Source organism: Kitasatospora sp. NPDC096128 (assembly GCF_040303105.1).
Lineage (GTDB): Bacteria > Actinomycetota > Actinomycetes > Streptomycetales > Streptomycetaceae > Kitasatospora.
This window is the reverse complement of the sequence record NZ_JBEOSP010000006.1, coordinates 232,006-249,355: the sequence shown is the minus strand read 5'-3', so window position 1 is coordinate 249,355 and position 17,350 is coordinate 232,006. Positions and strand designations below refer to the sequence as shown.

The 17,350-nt window shown below is 70.5% G+C and carries 14 protein-coding genes; 8 read left to right on the top strand and 6 right to left on the bottom strand.

The genetic code is table 11. The annotated features are described in order from the left end of the window. The first annotated feature begins 178 nt into the window (after positions 1 to 178). Positions 179 to 1,144, top strand: a complete 966-nt coding sequence (locus tag ABTY61_RS09925; protein ID WP_350504451.1) for a helix-turn-helix domain-containing protein — start codon at positions 179 to 181, stop codon at positions 1,142 to 1,144. 7 nt (positions 1,145 to 1,151) lie between these two features. Here the strand turns inward: ABTY61_RS09925 and ABTY61_RS09920 are convergent, their stop codons facing one another. The 4 genes from ABTY61_RS09920 to ABTY61_RS09905 form a co-directional block, all read right to left on the bottom strand. Continuing rightward, the gene (locus ABTY61_RS09920; protein ID WP_350504450.1) at positions 1,152 to 1,970 is read right to left on the bottom strand and encodes a histidine phosphatase family protein; all 819 of its coding nucleotides are present in this window, start codon (positions 1,968 to 1,970) and stop codon (positions 1,152 to 1,154) included. Positions 1,971 to 2,125: 155 nt separating this feature from the next. Continuing rightward, the gene (mctP, locus tag ABTY61_RS09915; protein ID WP_350504449.1) at positions 2,126 to 3,736 is read right to left on the bottom strand and encodes a monocarboxylate uptake permease MctP; all 1,611 of its coding nucleotides are present in this window, start codon (positions 3,734 to 3,736) and stop codon (positions 2,126 to 2,128) included. After that, the gene (locus ABTY61_RS09910; RefSeq protein ID WP_350504448.1) at positions 3,733 to 3,996 is read right to left on the bottom strand and encodes a DUF3311 domain-containing protein; all 264 of its coding nucleotides are present in this window, start codon (positions 3,994 to 3,996) and stop codon (positions 3,733 to 3,735) included. The genes mctP and ABTY61_RS09910 overlap by 4 nt, the downstream gene beginning before the upstream one ends. Positions 3,997 to 4,339: 343 nt before the next feature. Further along, on the bottom strand, positions 4,340 to 5,131 hold the full coding sequence (locus ABTY61_RS09905) for a GntR family transcriptional regulator (RefSeq protein WP_350504447.1): 792 nt from the start codon (positions 5,129 to 5,131) through the stop codon (positions 4,340 to 4,342). A gap of 339 nt (positions 5,132 to 5,470) precedes the next feature. Here ABTY61_RS09905 and ABTY61_RS09900 point away from each other — a divergent pair, with 339 nt between their 5' ends. The 7 genes from ABTY61_RS09900 (at position 5,471) to ABTY61_RS09870 (ending at position 15,248) form a co-directional block, all read left to right on the top strand. Next, positions 5,471 to 6,754 carry an extracellular solute-binding protein gene (locus ABTY61_RS09900; protein WP_350504446.1) on the top strand — a complete coding sequence of 428 codons (1,284 nt, stop codon included), beginning with the start codon at positions 5,471 to 5,473 and terminating at the stop codon, positions 6,752 to 6,754. 138 nt (positions 6,755 to 6,892) lie between these two features. Continuing rightward, positions 6,893 to 7,921 carry a carbohydrate ABC transporter permease gene (locus ABTY61_RS09895; RefSeq protein ID WP_350504445.1) on the top strand — a complete coding sequence of 343 codons (1,029 nt, stop codon included), beginning with the start codon at positions 6,893 to 6,895 and terminating at the stop codon, positions 7,919 to 7,921. Continuing rightward, positions 7,918 to 8,745, top strand: a complete 828-nt coding sequence (locus ABTY61_RS09890) for a carbohydrate ABC transporter permease (protein ID WP_350504444.1) — start codon at positions 7,918 to 7,920, stop codon at positions 8,743 to 8,745. Before ABTY61_RS09895 ends, ABTY61_RS09890 begins: the two co-directional genes overlap by 4 nt. A gap of 6 nt (positions 8,746 to 8,751) precedes the next feature. After that, a complete protein-coding gene (locus ABTY61_RS09885; RefSeq protein WP_350504443.1) occupies positions 8,752 to 10,305 on the top strand; it encodes a glycoside hydrolase family 3 protein in 1,554 nt (517 codons plus the stop codon). A 455-nt stretch (positions 10,306 to 10,760) separates the two neighbouring features. After that, positions 10,761 to 12,038: an extracellular solute-binding protein gene (locus ABTY61_RS09880; RefSeq protein ID WP_350504497.1), complete on the top strand. Its 1,278-nt coding sequence runs from the start codon at positions 10,761 to 10,763 to the stop codon at positions 12,036 to 12,038. Positions 12,039 to 12,237: 199 nt separating this feature from the next. Beyond that, a complete protein-coding gene (locus ABTY61_RS09875) occupies positions 12,238 to 13,296 on the top strand; it encodes an SIS domain-containing protein (RefSeq protein ID WP_350504442.1) in 1,059 nt (352 codons plus the stop codon). Positions 13,297 to 13,727: 431 nt separating this feature from the next. Continuing rightward, positions 13,728 to 15,248 carry a sensor histidine kinase gene (locus ABTY61_RS09870; protein ID WP_350504441.1) on the top strand — a complete coding sequence of 507 codons (1,521 nt, stop codon included), beginning with the start codon at positions 13,728 to 13,730 and terminating at the stop codon, positions 15,246 to 15,248. Between the two features lie 492 nt (positions 15,249 to 15,740). On the opposite strand, the gene ABTY61_RS09865 is transcribed toward ABTY61_RS09870, so the two are convergent. Both ABTY61_RS09865 and ABTY61_RS09860 read right to left on the bottom strand, forming a co-directional pair. After that, positions 15,741 to 15,992 carry a WhiB family transcriptional regulator gene (locus ABTY61_RS09865; RefSeq protein WP_014138019.1) on the bottom strand — a complete coding sequence of 84 codons (252 nt, stop codon included), beginning with the start codon at positions 15,990 to 15,992 and terminating at the stop codon, positions 15,741 to 15,743. A 369-nt stretch (positions 15,993 to 16,361) separates the two neighbouring features. Further along, positions 16,362 to 17,333: a diacylglycerol/lipid kinase family protein gene (locus ABTY61_RS09860; protein ID WP_350504440.1), complete on the bottom strand. Its 972-nt coding sequence runs from the start codon at positions 17,331 to 17,333 to the stop codon at positions 16,362 to 16,364. Positions 17,334 to 17,350 lie beyond the last annotated feature (17 nt).

Below are 17,350 nucleotides of genomic sequence, written 5' to 3'. Positions count from 1 at the left end.
CCGAAGCCGCCGACGGCGCCGACCAGGCCGAGTGCGCTTGCGAGGGTGCCGGGTTCCATGGCCACCACTGTGGCCGGGCGGCCCCGGGCCCCACGAGTGGCAGGAATGCCGGGTTGCCTCGAAATCCTGCCACCCGGGGCCTTCCCGGCGCCCGGCCGGGCGGGGCATCCTGGGCGGCATGCTGAGGAACGTGGTCACGGTGGTCCTGGAGGAGGTCCACCCCTTCGAACTGGGCGTCGCCTGCGAGGTGTTCGGCCTGGACCGCACTGCGGACGGGCTGCCCGGGTACGACTTCGCGCTGGCCGGAGCCCACCCCGGGCCGCACGCCACCCACTCCGGGTTCGCGGTGGACGTCCCGTTCGGCCCGGAGCGGCTCGCCGACGCGGACCTGGTGGTGGTCACCGCCTCGGACATCCGCGGCCAGTACCCGGAGCCGCTGCTGGCGGCGCTGCGCGGGGTGGTGGCGCGCGGCGGCCGGGTGCTGTCCATCTGCAGCGGCGCCTTCGTGCTGGGCGCCGCCGGGCTGCTGGACGGCCGCCGCTCCACCACCCACTGGCGGCACAGCGACGAACTGGCCGGGCGCTTCCCGGAGACGGTGGTGGAGCCGGACGTCCTGTACGTGGACGACGACCCGGTGATCACCTCGGCCGGCACGGCGGCCGGCATCGACGCCTGCCTGCACCTGGTGCGCAAGCTGCAGGGCGCCGAGGTGGCCCGGGCGATCGCCCGCCGGATGGTGGTCGCGCCGCACCGGGAGGGCGGGCAGGCGCAGTTCGTGAACCGCCCGCTGCCGGAGGGCGGCGGCGACTCGCTGGCCCCGCTGCTGGACTGGATGCGCCACCACCCGGACCAGGAGGCGAGCGTCGAGCAGCTGGCCGCCCGGGCGCACATGTCGCCGCGCACCTTCGCCCGGCGCTTCCAGCAGGAGACCGGCACCACCCCGCACCGCTGGCTGGTGGGGCAGCGGGTGCTGCTGGCCCAGCGGCTGCTGGAGTCCACCACCGAGCCGGTGGACGCGATCGCCGCCCGCTGCGGCTTCGGCAACGCGGCGGCGCTGCGGCACCACTTCGGCCGCCGGCTGGGCACCACGCCGCTGGCCTACCGGCGCGGCTTCGCCGGCCCGGCGGCGACTGCGGTGAACTGACCGACGGTCAGTTTCCTTCGGGCGCCAGGTGGTCGACGCCGTTCCAGCGGTCCGGCCGCAGCCGCCCGTCCTGGGCCCGCCACAGGCTGGTGGAGCAGTTGTGCACCGGCCCGAGCGCGGTGAGCTGCTGCTCGGTGAGCCGGTCCAGCGCGTAGCGCAGCATCAGCACCGTGCAGTCGTGCGCGACCAGCAGGACGGGCCGGCCGGCCTCCTCCTCGCAGACGTCCCGCAGCAGGCTGCGCACCCGCAGGGCGACGTCGGCCCAGGACTCGCCGCCGGGCGGGCGGTAGTACAGCTCGCCCATCTTGCGCCGCCGGGCGGCCTCCTCCGGGTGCTTGGCCTCGATGGCGGCCTTCGGCAGCATCTCCAGGACGCCGAGTTCGCGGTCGCGCAGCCGCTCGTCGTAGCGGACGGCCAGGGTGACGGGCACGGCGCCGAGGCCGGCGGCCTGGGCGAGCGCGATCCGGGCGGTCTCGGCGGTGCGCACGTACGGCGAGCACCAGACGCTGCGCGGGCGGTCGGTGCCGGGCAGCGCGGCCCACCAGCGGCCGAGCGCCTGGGCCTGCTGCTGGCCGCGCAGGGACAGCGGGATGTCGGCGTCGCGGCAGCTGATCGGGACGCTGAGCGCGCCGGCGGCCTCGGCCAGCTGGAACTCGACGTTGGCGGTGGACTCGCCGTGCCGGGTGGCGATCAGCACGGACGGCAGCCGGGTGGCCGACGCCGGGCGGTGGGTGGTGACGTGGTGGTGGTGCGGGCTCTGGGTGGTCTGGTGCGGGCTCTGGGTGGACTGGTGTTGGCCGTTGAGGGTGGTGCCGAGTTCTGCCATGGCCGCGAGCTCCCCGTGGGTCGATCAGGTTCCGGCCGGATGCCGGTCCGGTCTGGTGGTGCCCGGCGTGCACGCCTGTTCATACATATGATCGCGCCGCCTCCTCCAGTGTTCACGGAGAAGGCGGCACGATCACAGGGCGCGCGCACGGCCAATCAGTGCGCCGCTACGGGCTCCGGCGCGTTCTCCCGCTCGTCCTCGCCGGACTCGGCGCTGTAGTCGGAGGGCTTGGTCTCGTCCGGGCCGTCGGGCGCCTTGACCGCCCGCAGCACCAGGGTGAGCACCACCGCGACGAGCAGGTTGAGCACGAAGGCGGTCAGGCCGATGTAGCCGATCTCGCCGATGCCGGGGATCTCGGCCGCGTTCCCGCCGAAGTGCTTGGTGGCCGGGCTGGCCAGCCCGTACGCCTTCCAGGTGCCGTAGCCCATGCCGGCCGCCCATCCGGCGAACAGCGCCCAGTGGTGGAACCAGCGGGTGAACAGGCCGCCGACGATGGCCACGAAGGTCTGCAGGATCCACAGGCCGCCCAGCAGCTGGAGGTTGATCGCGGCCTGCTTGTCCATGCCGAGCACGAAGACCAGCGCGCCGACCTTGACCAGCAGCGAGACCAGCTTGGCGACCCGGGTCTCGTCGGCCGGGGTGGCGGCGGGCTTGAGCCACTCCTTGTAGACGTTGCGGGTGAACAGGTTGGCCGCCGCGATGGACATGATGGCGGCCGGCACCAGAGCGCCGATCCCGATCGCGGCGAAGGCCACGCCGGTGAACCAGTCCGGGAACATGTTCGCGAACAGCTGCGGCACCGACAGCTGGGAGTTGTAGCCCTTGACGCCGCTGCCCACGCCCGCCGCGATCGCCATGAAGCCGAGCAGCGCCAGCAGCCCGAGCATCAGCGAGTAGGCGGGCATGATCGCCATGTTGCGGCGCACGGTGTTGCGGGACTTGGAGGCCAGCACGCCGGTCACCGAGTGCGGGTACATGAACAGCGCCATCGCCGAGCCGATCCCCAGCGTGGCGTAGGTCCACTGCTTGTTCTCGGGGAGGGTCAGTCCGCCGGCCTTGGCCTGCTGGAAGTGCTCCTTGGCCGCCTCGAAGATGTGCCCGTAGCCGCCCAGGCGGATCGGGATGTAGATCACCGCGACGATGATCACGATGTAGACCAGGGCGTCCTTGACGAAGGCGATCAGCGCCGGGGCGCGCAGCCCGGAGGAGTAGGTGTACGCGGCGAGCACGCCGAAGGCGAGGAACAGCGGCAGGTCCTTGACGAACCAGTTGGCGTTCGCCCCGCCGCCGAGGCCGAGCACGTCCAGCACCGCCTGGATGCCGACCAGCTGCAGGGCGATGTACGGCATGGTGGCCAGGATCCCGGTCAGCGCGACGACCAGGGACAGCGGCCGGGAGCCGTACCGGCCGCGGACGAAGTCGGCCGGGGTCACGTAGCCGTGCACCCGGGAGACCGACCAGAGCCGGGGCAGGAACAGGAAGACCAGCGGATAGGCGATGATCGTGTACGGCACCGCGAAGAAGCCGGCCGCGCCGGTCGCGTACACCGCCGCCGGGACGGCCACGAAGGTGTAGGCGGTGTAGAGGTCGCCGCCGAGCAGGAACCAGGTCACCCAGGTCCCGAAGCTGCGCCCGCCCAGGCCCCACTCGTCCAGGTGGGCCGCGTCGTCGGCGCGGCGCCAGCGCGAGGCGAGGAAGCCCATCACGGTGACCAGCAGGAAGAACAGCACGAAGACCGCGAGGGCCGGCACGTTGACGTCCTTCATCGCGCACCGCCGTTCCGGGCCGCCTTGCGGGCCTTCTCGTCCCGGTTGATCAGCAGGTAGGCGGCGACCGTGAAGACGGCCGACGCCGGCACCCAGAGCAGCTGGTACCAGTAGAAGAACGGCATCCCGCCCACCGCCGGGTCGGCCTTGTCGTAGGAGGAGACCCAGAGCATCGCGACGATCGGCACGAGCAGGGCGAGTCCGGCGAGCACCCGCTCGGGGGTCACGGCCGGGACGGGACTCCCGGCCGGCTCGGGCATGACAGCTTCGTTGGGTGCTTGATCAGACGGCATCTTCTGCTCCGCTCCGGAGGGTTCCACCCGTCGGCGCCGCAGCCCCGGGGCGACCGGCACCCCCGTGAGCCCGCCGGGCAGCACCATCGGTGATCGGCAGTCAGTACGGCTGCGCAATCTAGAGCATGGGGTGATCCATGTCACCCGATATGACGTAACTTTCCGCCATCCGGACGGGCGTGCCCCTCCACTCGCCTCCGCGCCGCTCGGGACGACAACGGGCACCGGCGCGCGGGTCGCGCACGCCGGTGCCCGTGGTGAGCAGTGGGGGCCGTACGGGGCGCGGGCGCCCGGCGCGCGCCCCGAGCGCCTACTCGGGGCGCTTGAGCCGGGTGATGAACTTGTAGCGGTCGCCGCGGTAGATGGAGCGCACCCATTCGACCGGGGCGCCGTCCCCGTCGAAGGAGTGCCGGGACAGCTGGAGCATCGGCAGGCCCAGGTCGGAGCCGAGCAGGCCGGCCTCGCGCGGGTTGGCGAGGGTGGTCTCGATGGTCTCCTCGGCCTCGGCCACGGTGACCCCGTAGACCTCGCGCAGCGCCGCGTACAGCGAGTTGTGCTTGGCGAGGTTGCGCCGCAGGGCGGGGAAGCGCTTGGCGGAGAGGTGGGCGACCTCGATGGCCATCGGGTCGCCGTTGGCCAGCCGCAGCCGCTCGATCCGCAGGACCCGGCCGCCGGGCTTGATGTCGAGCAGCGGGGCGAGCCGGTCGTCGGCGGTGATGTAGCCGATCTCGATCAGCCGGGAGGTGGGCTCCAGGCCCTGGGCGCGCATGTCCTCCGTGTAGGAGGTGAGTTGCAGCGCCTGGGCGACCTTGGGCTTGGCCACGAAGGTGCCCTTGCCCTGGATGCGCTCCAGTCGGCCTTCGACCACCAGTTCCTGGAGGGCCTGGCGCACGGTGGTGCGCGAGGTGTCGAACTGGGCGGCCAGCGCGCGCTCGGGCGGGACCGGGGTGCCCGCGGGCTGGGTCTCGGTGAGCTGGAGGAGGTGGCGCTTGAGGCCGTAGTACTTGGGGACGCGTGCGGTCGGGTCGACGCCGGCCTGCGTCGGGAGGTTCTTCACCTCGGGGTCGTTGACCTGGGCGGTGGATCCCCCGTCGCTGCTCATCGGACCTGTTCTCCCGCTTCTCGCGGGGCCTTTTACCGCCCCGCCACATCGTTAACGGACCACATCGTTGCATGTATGGCTGCGGAACGAATACCTCATCACGCGATGAACGATGTGCGGTGTCGGCTTGATAACGGGTGGTCGAGATCCGTCGGACAGCCGTTGACAGGCCCATTGGTCTAGGCCAAGCTCCAGGCATCTGGTCTACACCACTAGGCCGGTTTCGATGAATCCCCCCACCCGTTCGAAGGGGTCCGCGGCACCTTTCCTCCCGCCTTGCGTGGGTCTGCCGCTGCCGCCCGACGGGGGTAGAACCCAGGCATCCCTCAGGAGGATGGCGTGAAGCGTCAGCTCATCGCGGCGGTCGGCGTCGCAGCAATGGTCGTCGGCCTGGCGGCTTGTAGCTCGGACGGCAAGAAGGACGACTCCTCGTCGTCCTCCTCCTCGGCCGCCGACAAGTACAAGGGCAAGACGCTCAAGGTGTGGACCATGACCGGCTCCGCCCCCAAGGGCTGGACCGACGCGGTCAAGACCGAGTTCGAGACCACCTACCCGGGTTCGAAGGTCGACTTCCAGACCCAGGAGTGGACCGACATCGGCCCGAAGGTCACCGCCGCGCTGTCCGAGGGCTCGGTCGACGTCCTGGAGCTGGGCAACACCCAGACCGCCGGCTACGCCGCCTCGGGCGGTCTGCTGGACATCAGCAAGGACAAGTCCGCGCTGGGCGGCGACAGCTGGGCCGCCAACCAGAACGAGGCCGCGATGCTGGACGGCAAGCAGTACGCCGCCCCGTGGTGGGTCTCCAACCGCGTGGTCGCCTACAACAAGGACCTCTGGAAGGCCGCCGGCCTGACCGACGCGCCGAAGACCCTGGACGAGTTCTACGCCGACCTGGACAAGCTGAAGGCCACCCCGGGCGTCGTCGACCCGATCTACCTGCCCGGCCAGGAGTGGTACACCTACTTCGGTCTGCTCACCGGCGAGGGCGGCAAGATCGCCAAGCAGGAGGGCGGCAAGTGGGTCGGCGGCCTGGAGTCCCCCGAGGCGCAGAAGGCCTTCGAGACCTACAAGACGCTGCAGAGCCACTCGCTCACCGGCCCGAAGGACAAGGACGAGGCGACCCCGCAGCAGAAGGACGTCTTCGCCAAGGGCAACGTCGGCACCATGATCGCCCTCGGCTGGGAGCTCCCGGACGCCAAGGACCTGCCGAAGGACAAGATCGGCTTCTTCCCGCTCCCGGGCAAGACCGCCGACAAGCCCTCCGGCGTCTTCATCGGCGGCTCGAACCTCGCGATCGCCGCGCAGAGCAAGAACACCGCCATGGCGAAGGACTTCCTGAAGATCGCCCTCAACGACAAGAACGAGGGCCTGGTCGCCGCGGCCGGCAACATCCCGAACAAGCCGGCCCTGAACAGCCAGCTCACCGGTGACTTCGCCAAGGCCGCCCAGACCGCCACCGCGGTCGGCGGGATCACCCCGAACACCCCGAACTGGGCCAGCGTCGAGAACAAGCCGAACCCGATCAAGGACTTCCTGACCGCGGCCCTCCAGGGCGGCGACTACGCGGCCACCGCGAAGAAGTACGACGACGAGATCGCCAAGCGGCTCAACGAGAAGAACTAAGGCATCAGGGACCTGTCTTCGAACCCCCGCCTGCGGGAGTTCGAAGACGGGCCCCAACGGCGTCGCTCACCGGCCCCCGGCGGGGGGCCGGTGAGCGGCGCCCGTCCGTCGTGGCCGGGTTGTGAGGAAGTGAGAACGATGGCTGTGCATTCGGAGCGGGTGCAGACACAGTCCCCGGAGTCAGGGAAGGCTGCCGTGGCCGAGATCGACACCAGTGCCGCCGGCGGCGGGGCCAAGGGCGCCGCGCCGAAGCGCACCAGACCGGCGGGCGGTCCCGGCCCGGGCTCACGCCTCGCCCCGTACCTGCTGCTGCTGCCGGCCACCCTGGCGACCATCGCCCTGCTGGGCTGGCCGCTGGTCAAGACGATCCTGCTGTCGTTCCAGAACCTCAACCGGCGCCAGCTGGTCATGCACCTCACCGAGTGGACCGGGTTCGACAACTACAAGGAGCAGCTGACCGACCCGGAGTTCTGGGCGGTCACCGGGCGCACCGTCGTCTTCACCCTGGTCAACGTGGTGCTGATCATGATCGGCGGCACCCTGATCGGCCTGCTGCTGAACATCCTCGGCAAGAAGATGCGCCTGGCGCTGTCGGTCGCGCTGCTGATGGCCTGGGCCATGCCGGTGGTCGCCGCGACGACGGTCTACACCTGGCTGTTCGACGAGCAGTGGGGCGTCGTCAACTGGTTCCTGGACAAGCTGGGTTGGCACTCGATGGCCGACTACAACTGGATGAGCGACGAGTACTCGACCTTCTTCGTCGTCATCCTGCTGATCGTCTGGCAGTCGATCCCGTTCGTGGCGTTCAACATGTACGCCGGTCTGACGACCATCCCCAAGGAGCTTTACGAGGCCGCCCGGATGGACGGCGCCGACTCCTCGAAGATCTTCACCTCGGTGATCTTCCCCAACCTCAAGCCGTTCTTCCTGGCCACGACCTTCCTGGAGGTCATCTGGGTGTTCAAGTCCTTCACCCAGGTCTACGCGATCAACGGCGGCGGCCCGGAGAAGCTGACCCGCACCCTGCCGGTGCACGCCTTCCTGGAGGGCCAGGGCAGCCAGCACTACGGCGTCGGCGCCGCGATCGCGGTGCTCACCATCCTGATGCTGGGCGCGCTGATGGCCTACTACTTCCGCATCATGATCAAGCAGGAGGACGAGCTGTGAGGCGCTCTCTCTTCGGACGTACCTGGCCGAACGTGATCGCGGTCGTCCTCATCGTCTTCTTCATCTTCCCCGTCTACTGGATGATCGCGACCGCCTTCAAGCAGGACCGCGACATCATCAGCAAGACCCCGGTCTTCATCCCCTTCGACGGGACCTTCCAGCACTTCACCACCGCGGTGAACGCCGAGAACTTCTGGACGTACGTCACCAACAGCGTCACCGTCACCGTCGGCGCGGTGGTGATCTCGCTGGTGATCGCGACCCTGGCGTCCTTCGCCATCGCCCGGATGAGGTTCCGCGGCCGCAAGACCTTCGTGCTGGTCATCATGCTGGCGCAGATGGCCCCCTGGGAGGTCATGACCGTCGGCGCCTACATCATCACCCGCGACAACGACATGCTGAACAGCCTGGTGCCGTTGACGTTCTTCTACATGATGATGATCCTGCCCTTCACCATCTGGACGCTGCGCGGCTTCATCGCCGCGGTGCCGAAGGAGCTGGAGGAGTCGGCCATGGTGGACGGCTGCACCCGCACCCAGGCCTTCGTGAAGGTGATCTTCCCGCTGCTGGCCCCCGGCCTGATGTCGACCTCGCTGTTCGGCTTCATCACGGCCTGGAACGAGTTCCCGCTCGTCCTGTGGCTGAACAAGGAGCAGGGCAAGACCCTCCCGCTGTGGCTGTCCTCCTTCAAGACCGCCTTCGGGAACGACTGGGGCGCGACCATGGCGGCCTCCACCATGTTCGCCGTCCCCGTGCTGATCCTGTTCATCTTCCTGCAGCGCAAGGCGGTCGGTGGTCTGACCGACGGCGCCGTGAAGGGCTGAGCCACCGTGAGCATCCTCGTACCCACCGTCCCGGACAGCGACCAGCTCCACCGGGACGCCCTGACCGTCCTGCAGCCCGGCTTCGTCGGCACCGAGCCGCCCGCCTGGCTGCGCCGCCACCTGGCCGCCGGGCTCGGCTCGGTCGCGCTGTTCGACCGCAACGTGGTCGACCTCGACCAGCTCTCCGCGCTGACCGGCGCGCTGCGCGCGGAGAACCCCGACCTCCTGATCGCGATCGACGAGGAGAGCGGCGACGTCACCCGGCTGGAGGCCGGCTCCGGCTCCTCCTGGCCGGGCAACCTCGCCCTCGGCGCGATCGACGACCCGGCGCTGACTCGGGACGTCGCCCGGGAGCTGGGCCGGGCGCTGGCCGCGGCCGGCGTCAACTACAACTGGGCGCCCACCGCGGACGTCAACTCCAACCCGCGCAACCCGGTCATCGGCGTCCGCTCCTTCGGCGCCGACCCGGAACTGTGCGCCCGGCACACCGCCGCCTGGGTGGAGGGCCTGCAGTCGGCCGGCGTGGCCGCCTGCTCCAAGCACTTCCCCGGGCACGGCGACACCGCGGTGGACTCGCACCACGGCCTGCCGGTCATCGACGTCGACCTGGACGTGCTGCGCGCCCGCGACCTGGTCCCGTTCCAGGCCGCGATCGCGGCCGGCACCAAGGCCGTGATGACCGCCCACATCATGGTCCCGGCGCTGGACCCGAAGCTGCCCGCCACCCTGAGCCCGACCGTGCTGCGCGACCTGCTGCGCGCCGCCCCGGCCGACGGCGGCCTCGGCTACCAGGGCCTGATCGTCAGCGACGCGATCGAGATGGGCGCCATCGCCGACACCTTCGGGATGGGCGAGGGCACCGTGCTGGCGCTGGCGGCCGGCGCGGACGCGATCTGCGTCGGCGGCGGGCTGGCCGACGAGGAGACCGTGCTGATGCTGCGCGACGCCATCGTGGCGGGCGTGCGCTCCGGCCGGCTCACCGAGGAGCGGCTGGCGGACGCCGCCGACCGGGTGCGGGCGCTGGGCAGTTGGGGCCGGATCGCGGCCCAGGGCGAGCAGGCCGAGCCGGACCTCGCGGTGGGCCTGCGGGCCGCGCGCCGGGCACTGAAGGTGGTCCGGGCGCCGGGCCGCGAGGTGCTGCCGGTGAGCGAGCGCCCGTACGTGGCCTCGTTCTCGGACGAGCCGAACATCGCGGTCGGCGACGTGACCCCGTGGGGCGTGGCCGGGATGCTGGCCGACCGCTTCCCCGGGACCCGCACCCGTGCGGTGTCGGCCGCCGAGGCCGCGCCGGAGCTGCTGGCGGCCCTGGTCGCCGAGCTGGTGGCCGCGGCGGAGGGCCGCCGCCTGGTGCTGGTGGTCCGGGACGCCCACCGGCACGCCTGGATGGCCGCCGCGCTGGCCCGCCTGGTGGCGGCCCGGCCGGACGCCGCGGTGGTGGAGATGGGGCTGCCCCAGTCCGAGCCGGTCGGCGCGCTGTACATCGCCACCCACGGCGCCGCCCGGGTCTGCGGGCTGGCGGCCGTGGAGGTGCTCACCGGGCAGCCGGGAGCGATCGGCTGAGATCGGGGGGACGCCACCCGGCCGGGGCCGGGAGGCGTCGGCCGACGGGCCCGTCATGCGCATGTCGCATGGCGGGCCCGTTCCGTTTCCCCGCCGTCGACCTGAGTGTTCGTCGCGTGACCGTGCTCCCTCAAGTCAGCCTTAAATCCAGCTAAAGTTCTACCGAGGGTGACGGTCGCGCAACTGATCGCCACACGCTACAACGGCTCTGCAACGGCCCTGGCAGCAAAGCCTGTTGGCCGTTGACACCGCAGTTGGTCTAGGCCAGAGTCCATGCATCCGGTTCGAAATTGAACTCACCGGTTGTGGTATCGCGCCCCCCTCGAAGCTCTTCGCCGCCCCGGCCGGACTCTCCGCCGCGGGCGCCAATCACGCCGTCGGCGGGCACCACCGTTCTTGGACAACCCTCGGAGGATGGCGTGAAGAAGCGTCAGCTCGGTTCGACGCTCGGGATCATGGCGCTGGCCGCCGCACTGACGGCCTGTTCCTCGTCCGGATCACCCTCGGGGGGTGGCCAGAGCGCCTCCGCCGACCCGAAGGACGCCACCGGCACCGTCACCGTCTGGCTGATGGACGACGCCCAGAAGAACTGGCCGGACCTGGTCCAGCGGGTCAACGACGAGTTCGCGGCGAAGTACCCCAAGGCCAACCTCAAGCTGGTGTACCAGGGTTGGGCCGACAAGGTCGGCAAGCTCGACAAGGCCCTCGCCGACGGCAACGCCCCCGACGTGGTCGAGCTCGGCAACACCGAGACGATGAAGTACGTGCTCTCCGGTGCGCTGGCCCCGGTGGACCGCACCACCTTCGACAACTCCGACAGCTGGATCAAGGCGCTCGCCAACACCTGCACCTACCAGGACAAGCTGTGGTGCGTGCCGTACTACGCGGGCGCCCGGGTCGCCATCTACAACTCCGCCGCCTTCCAACAGGCCACCGGCAGCCCGGACTTCCCCAAGACCGAGGGCGACCTGCTGGCCGCCCTGGACAAGATCTCCGACAAGAACAAGTCGGACCGGACCTTCTCCCCGCTCTACCTGCCCGGCCCGTACTGGTACGCGGCGATGAGCTACGTGGCCGCATACGGCGGCAGCATCGCCAAGTTCGACAGCTCCGGCAACTGGCACGGCACCCTGCACGACGCCAAGTCCCAGCAGGGCATCAGCCACTTCGCCGACCTCGTCCGCAAGTACAACAAGGGCGACCTGACGCAGAACGAGCAGAACCAGTACGAGGCGATGGCGCGCGGCCACGCCGCGTCCTTCTACGGCAACGGCTACGAGGCCGCCAGCGTGGTCGCGCCCGGCACCGGCGACGCGAGCCTCAAGGACAGCGTCAAGGTCGCCACCATGCCCGGCCCGGACGGCAAGCCGCTGCCCACCTTCATCGGCGGCTCCGACCTCGCCGTCACCGCCAAGTCCCCGTCGGTGGCACTGGCCGCCGACTGGGTCCGGATGTTCACCAGCACCAAGTCCGAACAGGCGCTGGCCGACAAGGACATCCTGCCGAACAACCTCAACCAGCTGAACCCGCTGAAGAACAAGCCCACCACCGCCGCCGCGGCCAACGCCGTCCCGGACGCCTGGTTCACCCCGCTGGCCCCCGGCTGGGGCGCGGTCGAGAAGCAGAAGATCATCCCCGACATGCTGGCCGCGATCCTCAAGGGCAAGTCCGTCGACCAGGCCACCAAGGACGCCGACGCGGCGATCGACCAGCTGATCAACAGCCCGTCCTGACGCCCGGTCCGCCCCGGCACGCCGCCCCGCCCGCCCCGATCCGGCCCCCGGCCGGGGCGGACCGGGGGTGCCGCGCAGGGGGCCCGCTCGTAGGATTGCCCCGCAAGAACCGCAGCGAGTGTGCGGACTCGCCGCCGTAGAGGTCCCCGTCGGGCAATCCGCCCGGGCGGGGTGGACCCATCTCATCGGAGGCACCCAGATGTCCGACCCGCAGACCGCTTCCGTCCCCGGCCGGATCATGGCGGCGGAGATGGCCGAGCAGCCGGCCGTCCTCCAGCGCATCCTCGACGAGGGAGCGCCGAAGATCCGCGAGATCGCCGCCGGGATCGCCGCCCGCAGCCCCCGCTTCGTCCTGCTGACCGCGCGCGGCACCTCCGACAACGCCGCGCTCTACGCCAAGTACCTGATCGAGATCCTGCTCGGCAAGCCGGCCGGCCTGACCTCGATGTCCACCACCACCGCGTACGGCGCCAAGCCGGACCTCACCGACGTCCTGGTGATCACCGTCAGCCAGTCCGGCGGCTCGCCGGACCTGGTCGCCTCCACCAAGGCCGCCCGCGACGCCGGGGCGATCACCCTCGCCGTCACCAACAACCCGGACTCCCCGCTCGCCGAGGTGTCCGAGTTCCACATCGATGTGCTGGCCGGCCCGGAGAAGGCGCTGCCGGCCACCAAGACCTACACCGCCGAGCTGCTGGCGCTCTACCTCCTGGTCGAGGGCCTGCGGGGTGGGGACGGCTCGGCAGCCAAGGAGCTGCCGGGCCTGGCCGCCGGGGTGCTGGCCCGCCACGCCGAGGTGAAGGCGCTGGCCGAGCGCTACCGCTTCGCCCAGCGCCTGGTCATCACCTCGCGCGGTTACGGCTACCCGACCGCCCGCGAGGCGGCGCTCAAGCTGATGGAGACGACGTACATCCCGGCCACCCCGTTCTCCGGCGCCGACCTGCTGCACGGCCCGCTGGCCATGGTGGACAACGTCTCGCCGGTGATCGCGATCGTTCCGGACGGCAAGGGCGGCGAGGCCCTCCAGCCGGTGCTGGACCGGCTGCGCGGCCGCGGCGCGGACCTCGTGGTGATCGGCCAGCAGGCCCAGGTGGACGCCGCCTCGGCGGGCTTCGCGCTGCCGGCCGGCGTGCCCGAGGAGGTCCAGCCGATCCTGGAGATCCTGCCGCTGCAGCAGCTCGCCCACGAGGTCACCATCGCCCGCGGCCAGGACCCGGACGCTCCGCGCGCCCTGGCCAAGGTGACCGAGACCCACTGAATCCTCGCCCGCTCGCCCATGCGCCTCCGGGGCGGGAAGCGCCCGGAACGGAACCGGCCCCTGTCCACAGGCTGTGGACAGGGGCCGGTCCGCTGAGCGGCGGAAACGGGTCCGGAAAGCACTACGGGCCACGGCGCCGACACGGGACCCTCAACCCATGCGGCACCGCAGCCCGGAGCTGTCGTCGGGCACCGGTGTCGATCGAGAACTGTGCGGGGTCCTCGTTCGGCGGCGTCCGACCGAGGAGGAGCCGCGCGCGGTCAGGGCAGTTGCGCGGTGGGCCTCTCCTTGGTGCCCTTCCATTGTGGACTAGACCAATCTGGGTTGTCCAGGCCGCTCAGTGAATTGGTCTAAACAACTCCGGACAGTCATCCGGCGCCAGCGGACGGTCCGCCGAGCCCCCCGCCGACCGGCGGCGCTACGCTCGCCATGTGCCCTCGTTGAACGAACTCGTCCGCCGCCACACCACCCTGACCGGGGCGGACGTGGAATGGCTCCACATGCTGGTCTCGGAGTGGCAGCTGCTCTCCGACCTCTCCTTCGCCGACCTGGTGCTGTGGATCCCCACCTGGGACGGCATCCGCTATGTCTCGGTGGCGCAGATGCGGCCCAACACCGGGCCCACCTCCTACCAGGACGACATGGTCGGCCACCTCGTCCCGCGCGGCCGCCGGCCGCTGCTGGACGCCGCCTTCGACGAGGGGCGGATCGTGCGCGAGGGCGACCCGGAGTGGCGGGAGGAGGTCCCGGTCCGGGTCGAGTCGATCCCGGTCCGGCGCGAGGGCAAGGTGCTCGGGGTGATCGCCCGCAACACCAACCTGCTGACCGTGCGCACCCCCAGCCGGCTGGAGCTCACCTACCTGCAGAGCGCCTCCGACCTGGCCCAGATGATCGCGGCCGGGAGCTTCCCGTTCCCCGGCGTCGAGCAGGCCGACATGGACGCCGCGCCCCGGGTCGGCGACGGCCTGATCCGCCTGGACGCGGACGGCATCGTCACCTACGCCAGCCCCAACGCCCTCTCCGCCTACCACCGGCTGGGCCTCACCACCGACCTGGTCGGCAGCCACCTCGGCCGGGCCACCGCCGACCTCGTCCCGCCGTCCCGCTCGGCCGTCCACGAGGCGCTGGTGAAGCTGGCCAGCGGCTGGGCGCCCCGGCAGACCGAGGTGGAGGTGCAGGGGGGAGTGGTGACCCTGCGCGCGATCCCGCTCAAGCCCAAGGGAACCCTGACCGGCTCCCTGGTGCTCTGCCGGGACGTCACCGAGCTGCGCCGCCGCGACCGTGAGCTGATGACCAAGGACGCCACCATCCGGGAGATCCACCACCGGGTGAAGAACAACCTGCAGACGGTCGCCGCCCTGCTGCGGCTGCAGTCCCGCCGGATGGAGTCCGAGTCCGCCCGGGCCGCGCTGGACGAGGCGGTGCGCCGGGTCGGCTCGATCGCGATCGTGCACGAGACGCTCTCCCAGGCGCTGGACGAGCAGGTGGCCTTCGACGAGATCGCCGACCGGGTGCTGGCGATGGCGATGGAGCTGTCCCAGGACGGCCGGGTGGCGACCCGCCGGACCGGCAGCTTCGGCATCCTCTCCGCCGAAGTGGCCACCCCGCTGTCGATGGTGCTGACCGAGCTGCTGCAGAACGCCCTGGAGCACGCCTTCGGCCCGACGGCCTCCGGGAACCTGGAGGTGAGTGCTCTGCGCGGGCGGGCCCCGGCGACCGGCATGGGCTGGTCGGACAGCTGGAACGGCGGTGCCAAGCCGGAGGAGTACCTGCTGATCACCGTGCAGGACGACGGCCGCGGCATGCCGGCGGGCTTCGACCCGAAGACGGCCGGCAACCTCGGCCTGCAGATCGTCCGGACGCTGGCCACCGGCGAGCTGGGCGGCACCTTCGACATGGTGGCGGGCCCGAACGGCGGCACCAAGGTGATCCTGGAGATCCCGGTGCGTTGACGCGCTGCGTCGATGTGGCGCGTCGGTGCGTCGGTGCGTTGGCGCGTCGGTGCGTTGGCGCGTCGGGTCGCGCGACAGGGGCGCGCGCTCGGCGCAAGCGCCGGGTGCACGCTCCGTGCGCGGGGAGTGAAACCGGAGCGCACCCGGGTGCGGAAACAGAAACGAGGCCCTGTCGACCGGGGGGGGTGGGTCGACAGGGCCTCTCAACCCGTTCCGGCCGTCGGGGGGAGTCGGTCGGAACGGGGGCTCTGGGTGGTGCGACACCTCGCATGTGCGTTGCACACGGTGAGCGCCTCAGCTCCACAATATTGCTCTAAGTGAACAGTATCAAGTGGTTGGACGGTTCGGTGTCGCGGGACCTCGCGAGGCAAGGCCCTTGGTGCGGAAGGCTTCACCAGGAAGAGCAGGGAAGCCTTTGATCATGTGTTGATCGGTTGTTGATCAGTACTACGGTTACTGCTGGTACTACGGCGTGTGACCGGATGCTGCTGATCAGGCGGTGCGGGCGCGGTTGCGGGCGGCACGGCGCTTCATCGCGCGACGCTCGTCCTCGCTCATGCCGCCCCAGACGCCGGCGTCCTGGCCGGTCTCGAGGGCCCACTGGAGGCACTGCTCCATCACCGGACAGCGGCGGCACACGGCCTTGGCTTCCTCGATCTGCAGCAGAGCAGGACCGGTGTTCCCGATCGGGAAGAACAGCTCCGGGTCCTCTTCGCGGCAGACAGCGCGGTGGCGCCAGTCCATGGTCGTCCAACTCCTCCTGCCGCGGGGGGTGGCCCGATCGGCATAATCGAATGGCTTGTGAATGTGAACGCTTTCACGAATCCCACAACAGCAAAAGAGACCAAAGGCCTACCGGGCCCGGGTGGTCTGTGCTGGGGGGGATTCGGCGATTCGAGGGACACCCCGCGGTCGGTGCTCCTGTGGTTCCGGAGTCGCCGTCGCTGCGATGTGTCCCGATCGCCATGTAGAGGTTCGCAAACCTCGGGCTCGGATACAACCCCCTTCGGGGAGGAATTTTTGATTCTTCGGTGTCGCCTAGCTCACAGCCAGTACTTCTATGGAGTGAAGGGGGCTTGTGCGTTCGAGAAGAAGGGCGAAGCCCCCTTCCGGTCACACAATCACACGCAGTGCCCGCCGAACGCCTGTGAAACTGACGCGACTCCGGTCTCCAAGATGGTCCCCGTCCACCTGGAACGGCACAGGTTCCTGGGAAACCAAGGTGAAGTGTCTGACGTCGTGATAGGAGACGACGTGCTTCCCGGACGGGCCGGTCGGCGGGGCTCCGTCGCTCGAAGGCGCGTACGACCGCAGGATCTGACGGACCGTTCGAGCCGTACCGAACGCCGTCATCCGGGTGACGCCGAAGACGTCCAGATCCGTGTCGAAGGAGGCGAGGGGGGAGGGGTAGACCGGACGGTTGCCGAGGAACGTCCAGGGCGAGGTGTTGCTGACTATGGTCAGCACCAGGCCCGGAACGGCCTCGTGGCCCGGGATTTCCAAGGCCACCGGGCCCGAGCGGCGCTGCTCACGCTGGGTGAAGTAGTGCCGGACGGCCTGCCCGACGTAGAGGGCGTGGGTGGACTTGCGCCCGGCCCTGCGCTGCTCCTCGACCCGGCCCACCACGCCGGCGTCGAAGCCGAGGCCGGCGGTGAAGGTGAACCAGCGGTCCGGCAGCCCCTCGGTCATCGCCTTGCCCAGCCCGATCGGCCGTTCGTGCCCCTGCTCCAGCGCGTTCAGCAGGGCGCCGGTGGCCTCCACCGGGTCGTTGGGCAGGCCCAGCGCGCGGGCGAACACATTGGTCGAACCGCCCGGCACCACGGCCAGTCGCGGGATCTTCTCGCCCGGGCCGTGCGCCAGCAGCCCGTTCACCACCTCGTTGACGGTGCCGTCCCCGCCGAGCGCCACCACCAGGTCGACCGTGCCGTCAGCCGCCGCCTCCCGGGCCAGATCACGGGCATGGCCCCGGTACTGCGTCTCCGCGACCTCCAGCTTGAGATCACTGCGCAGCGCGTGGATCAGTACGTCCCTGGTCCGCCCACTGGTGGTGGTGGCCTTGTGGTTCACGACCAGGAGAGCGCGCATGGGGAAAGCCTACGGGG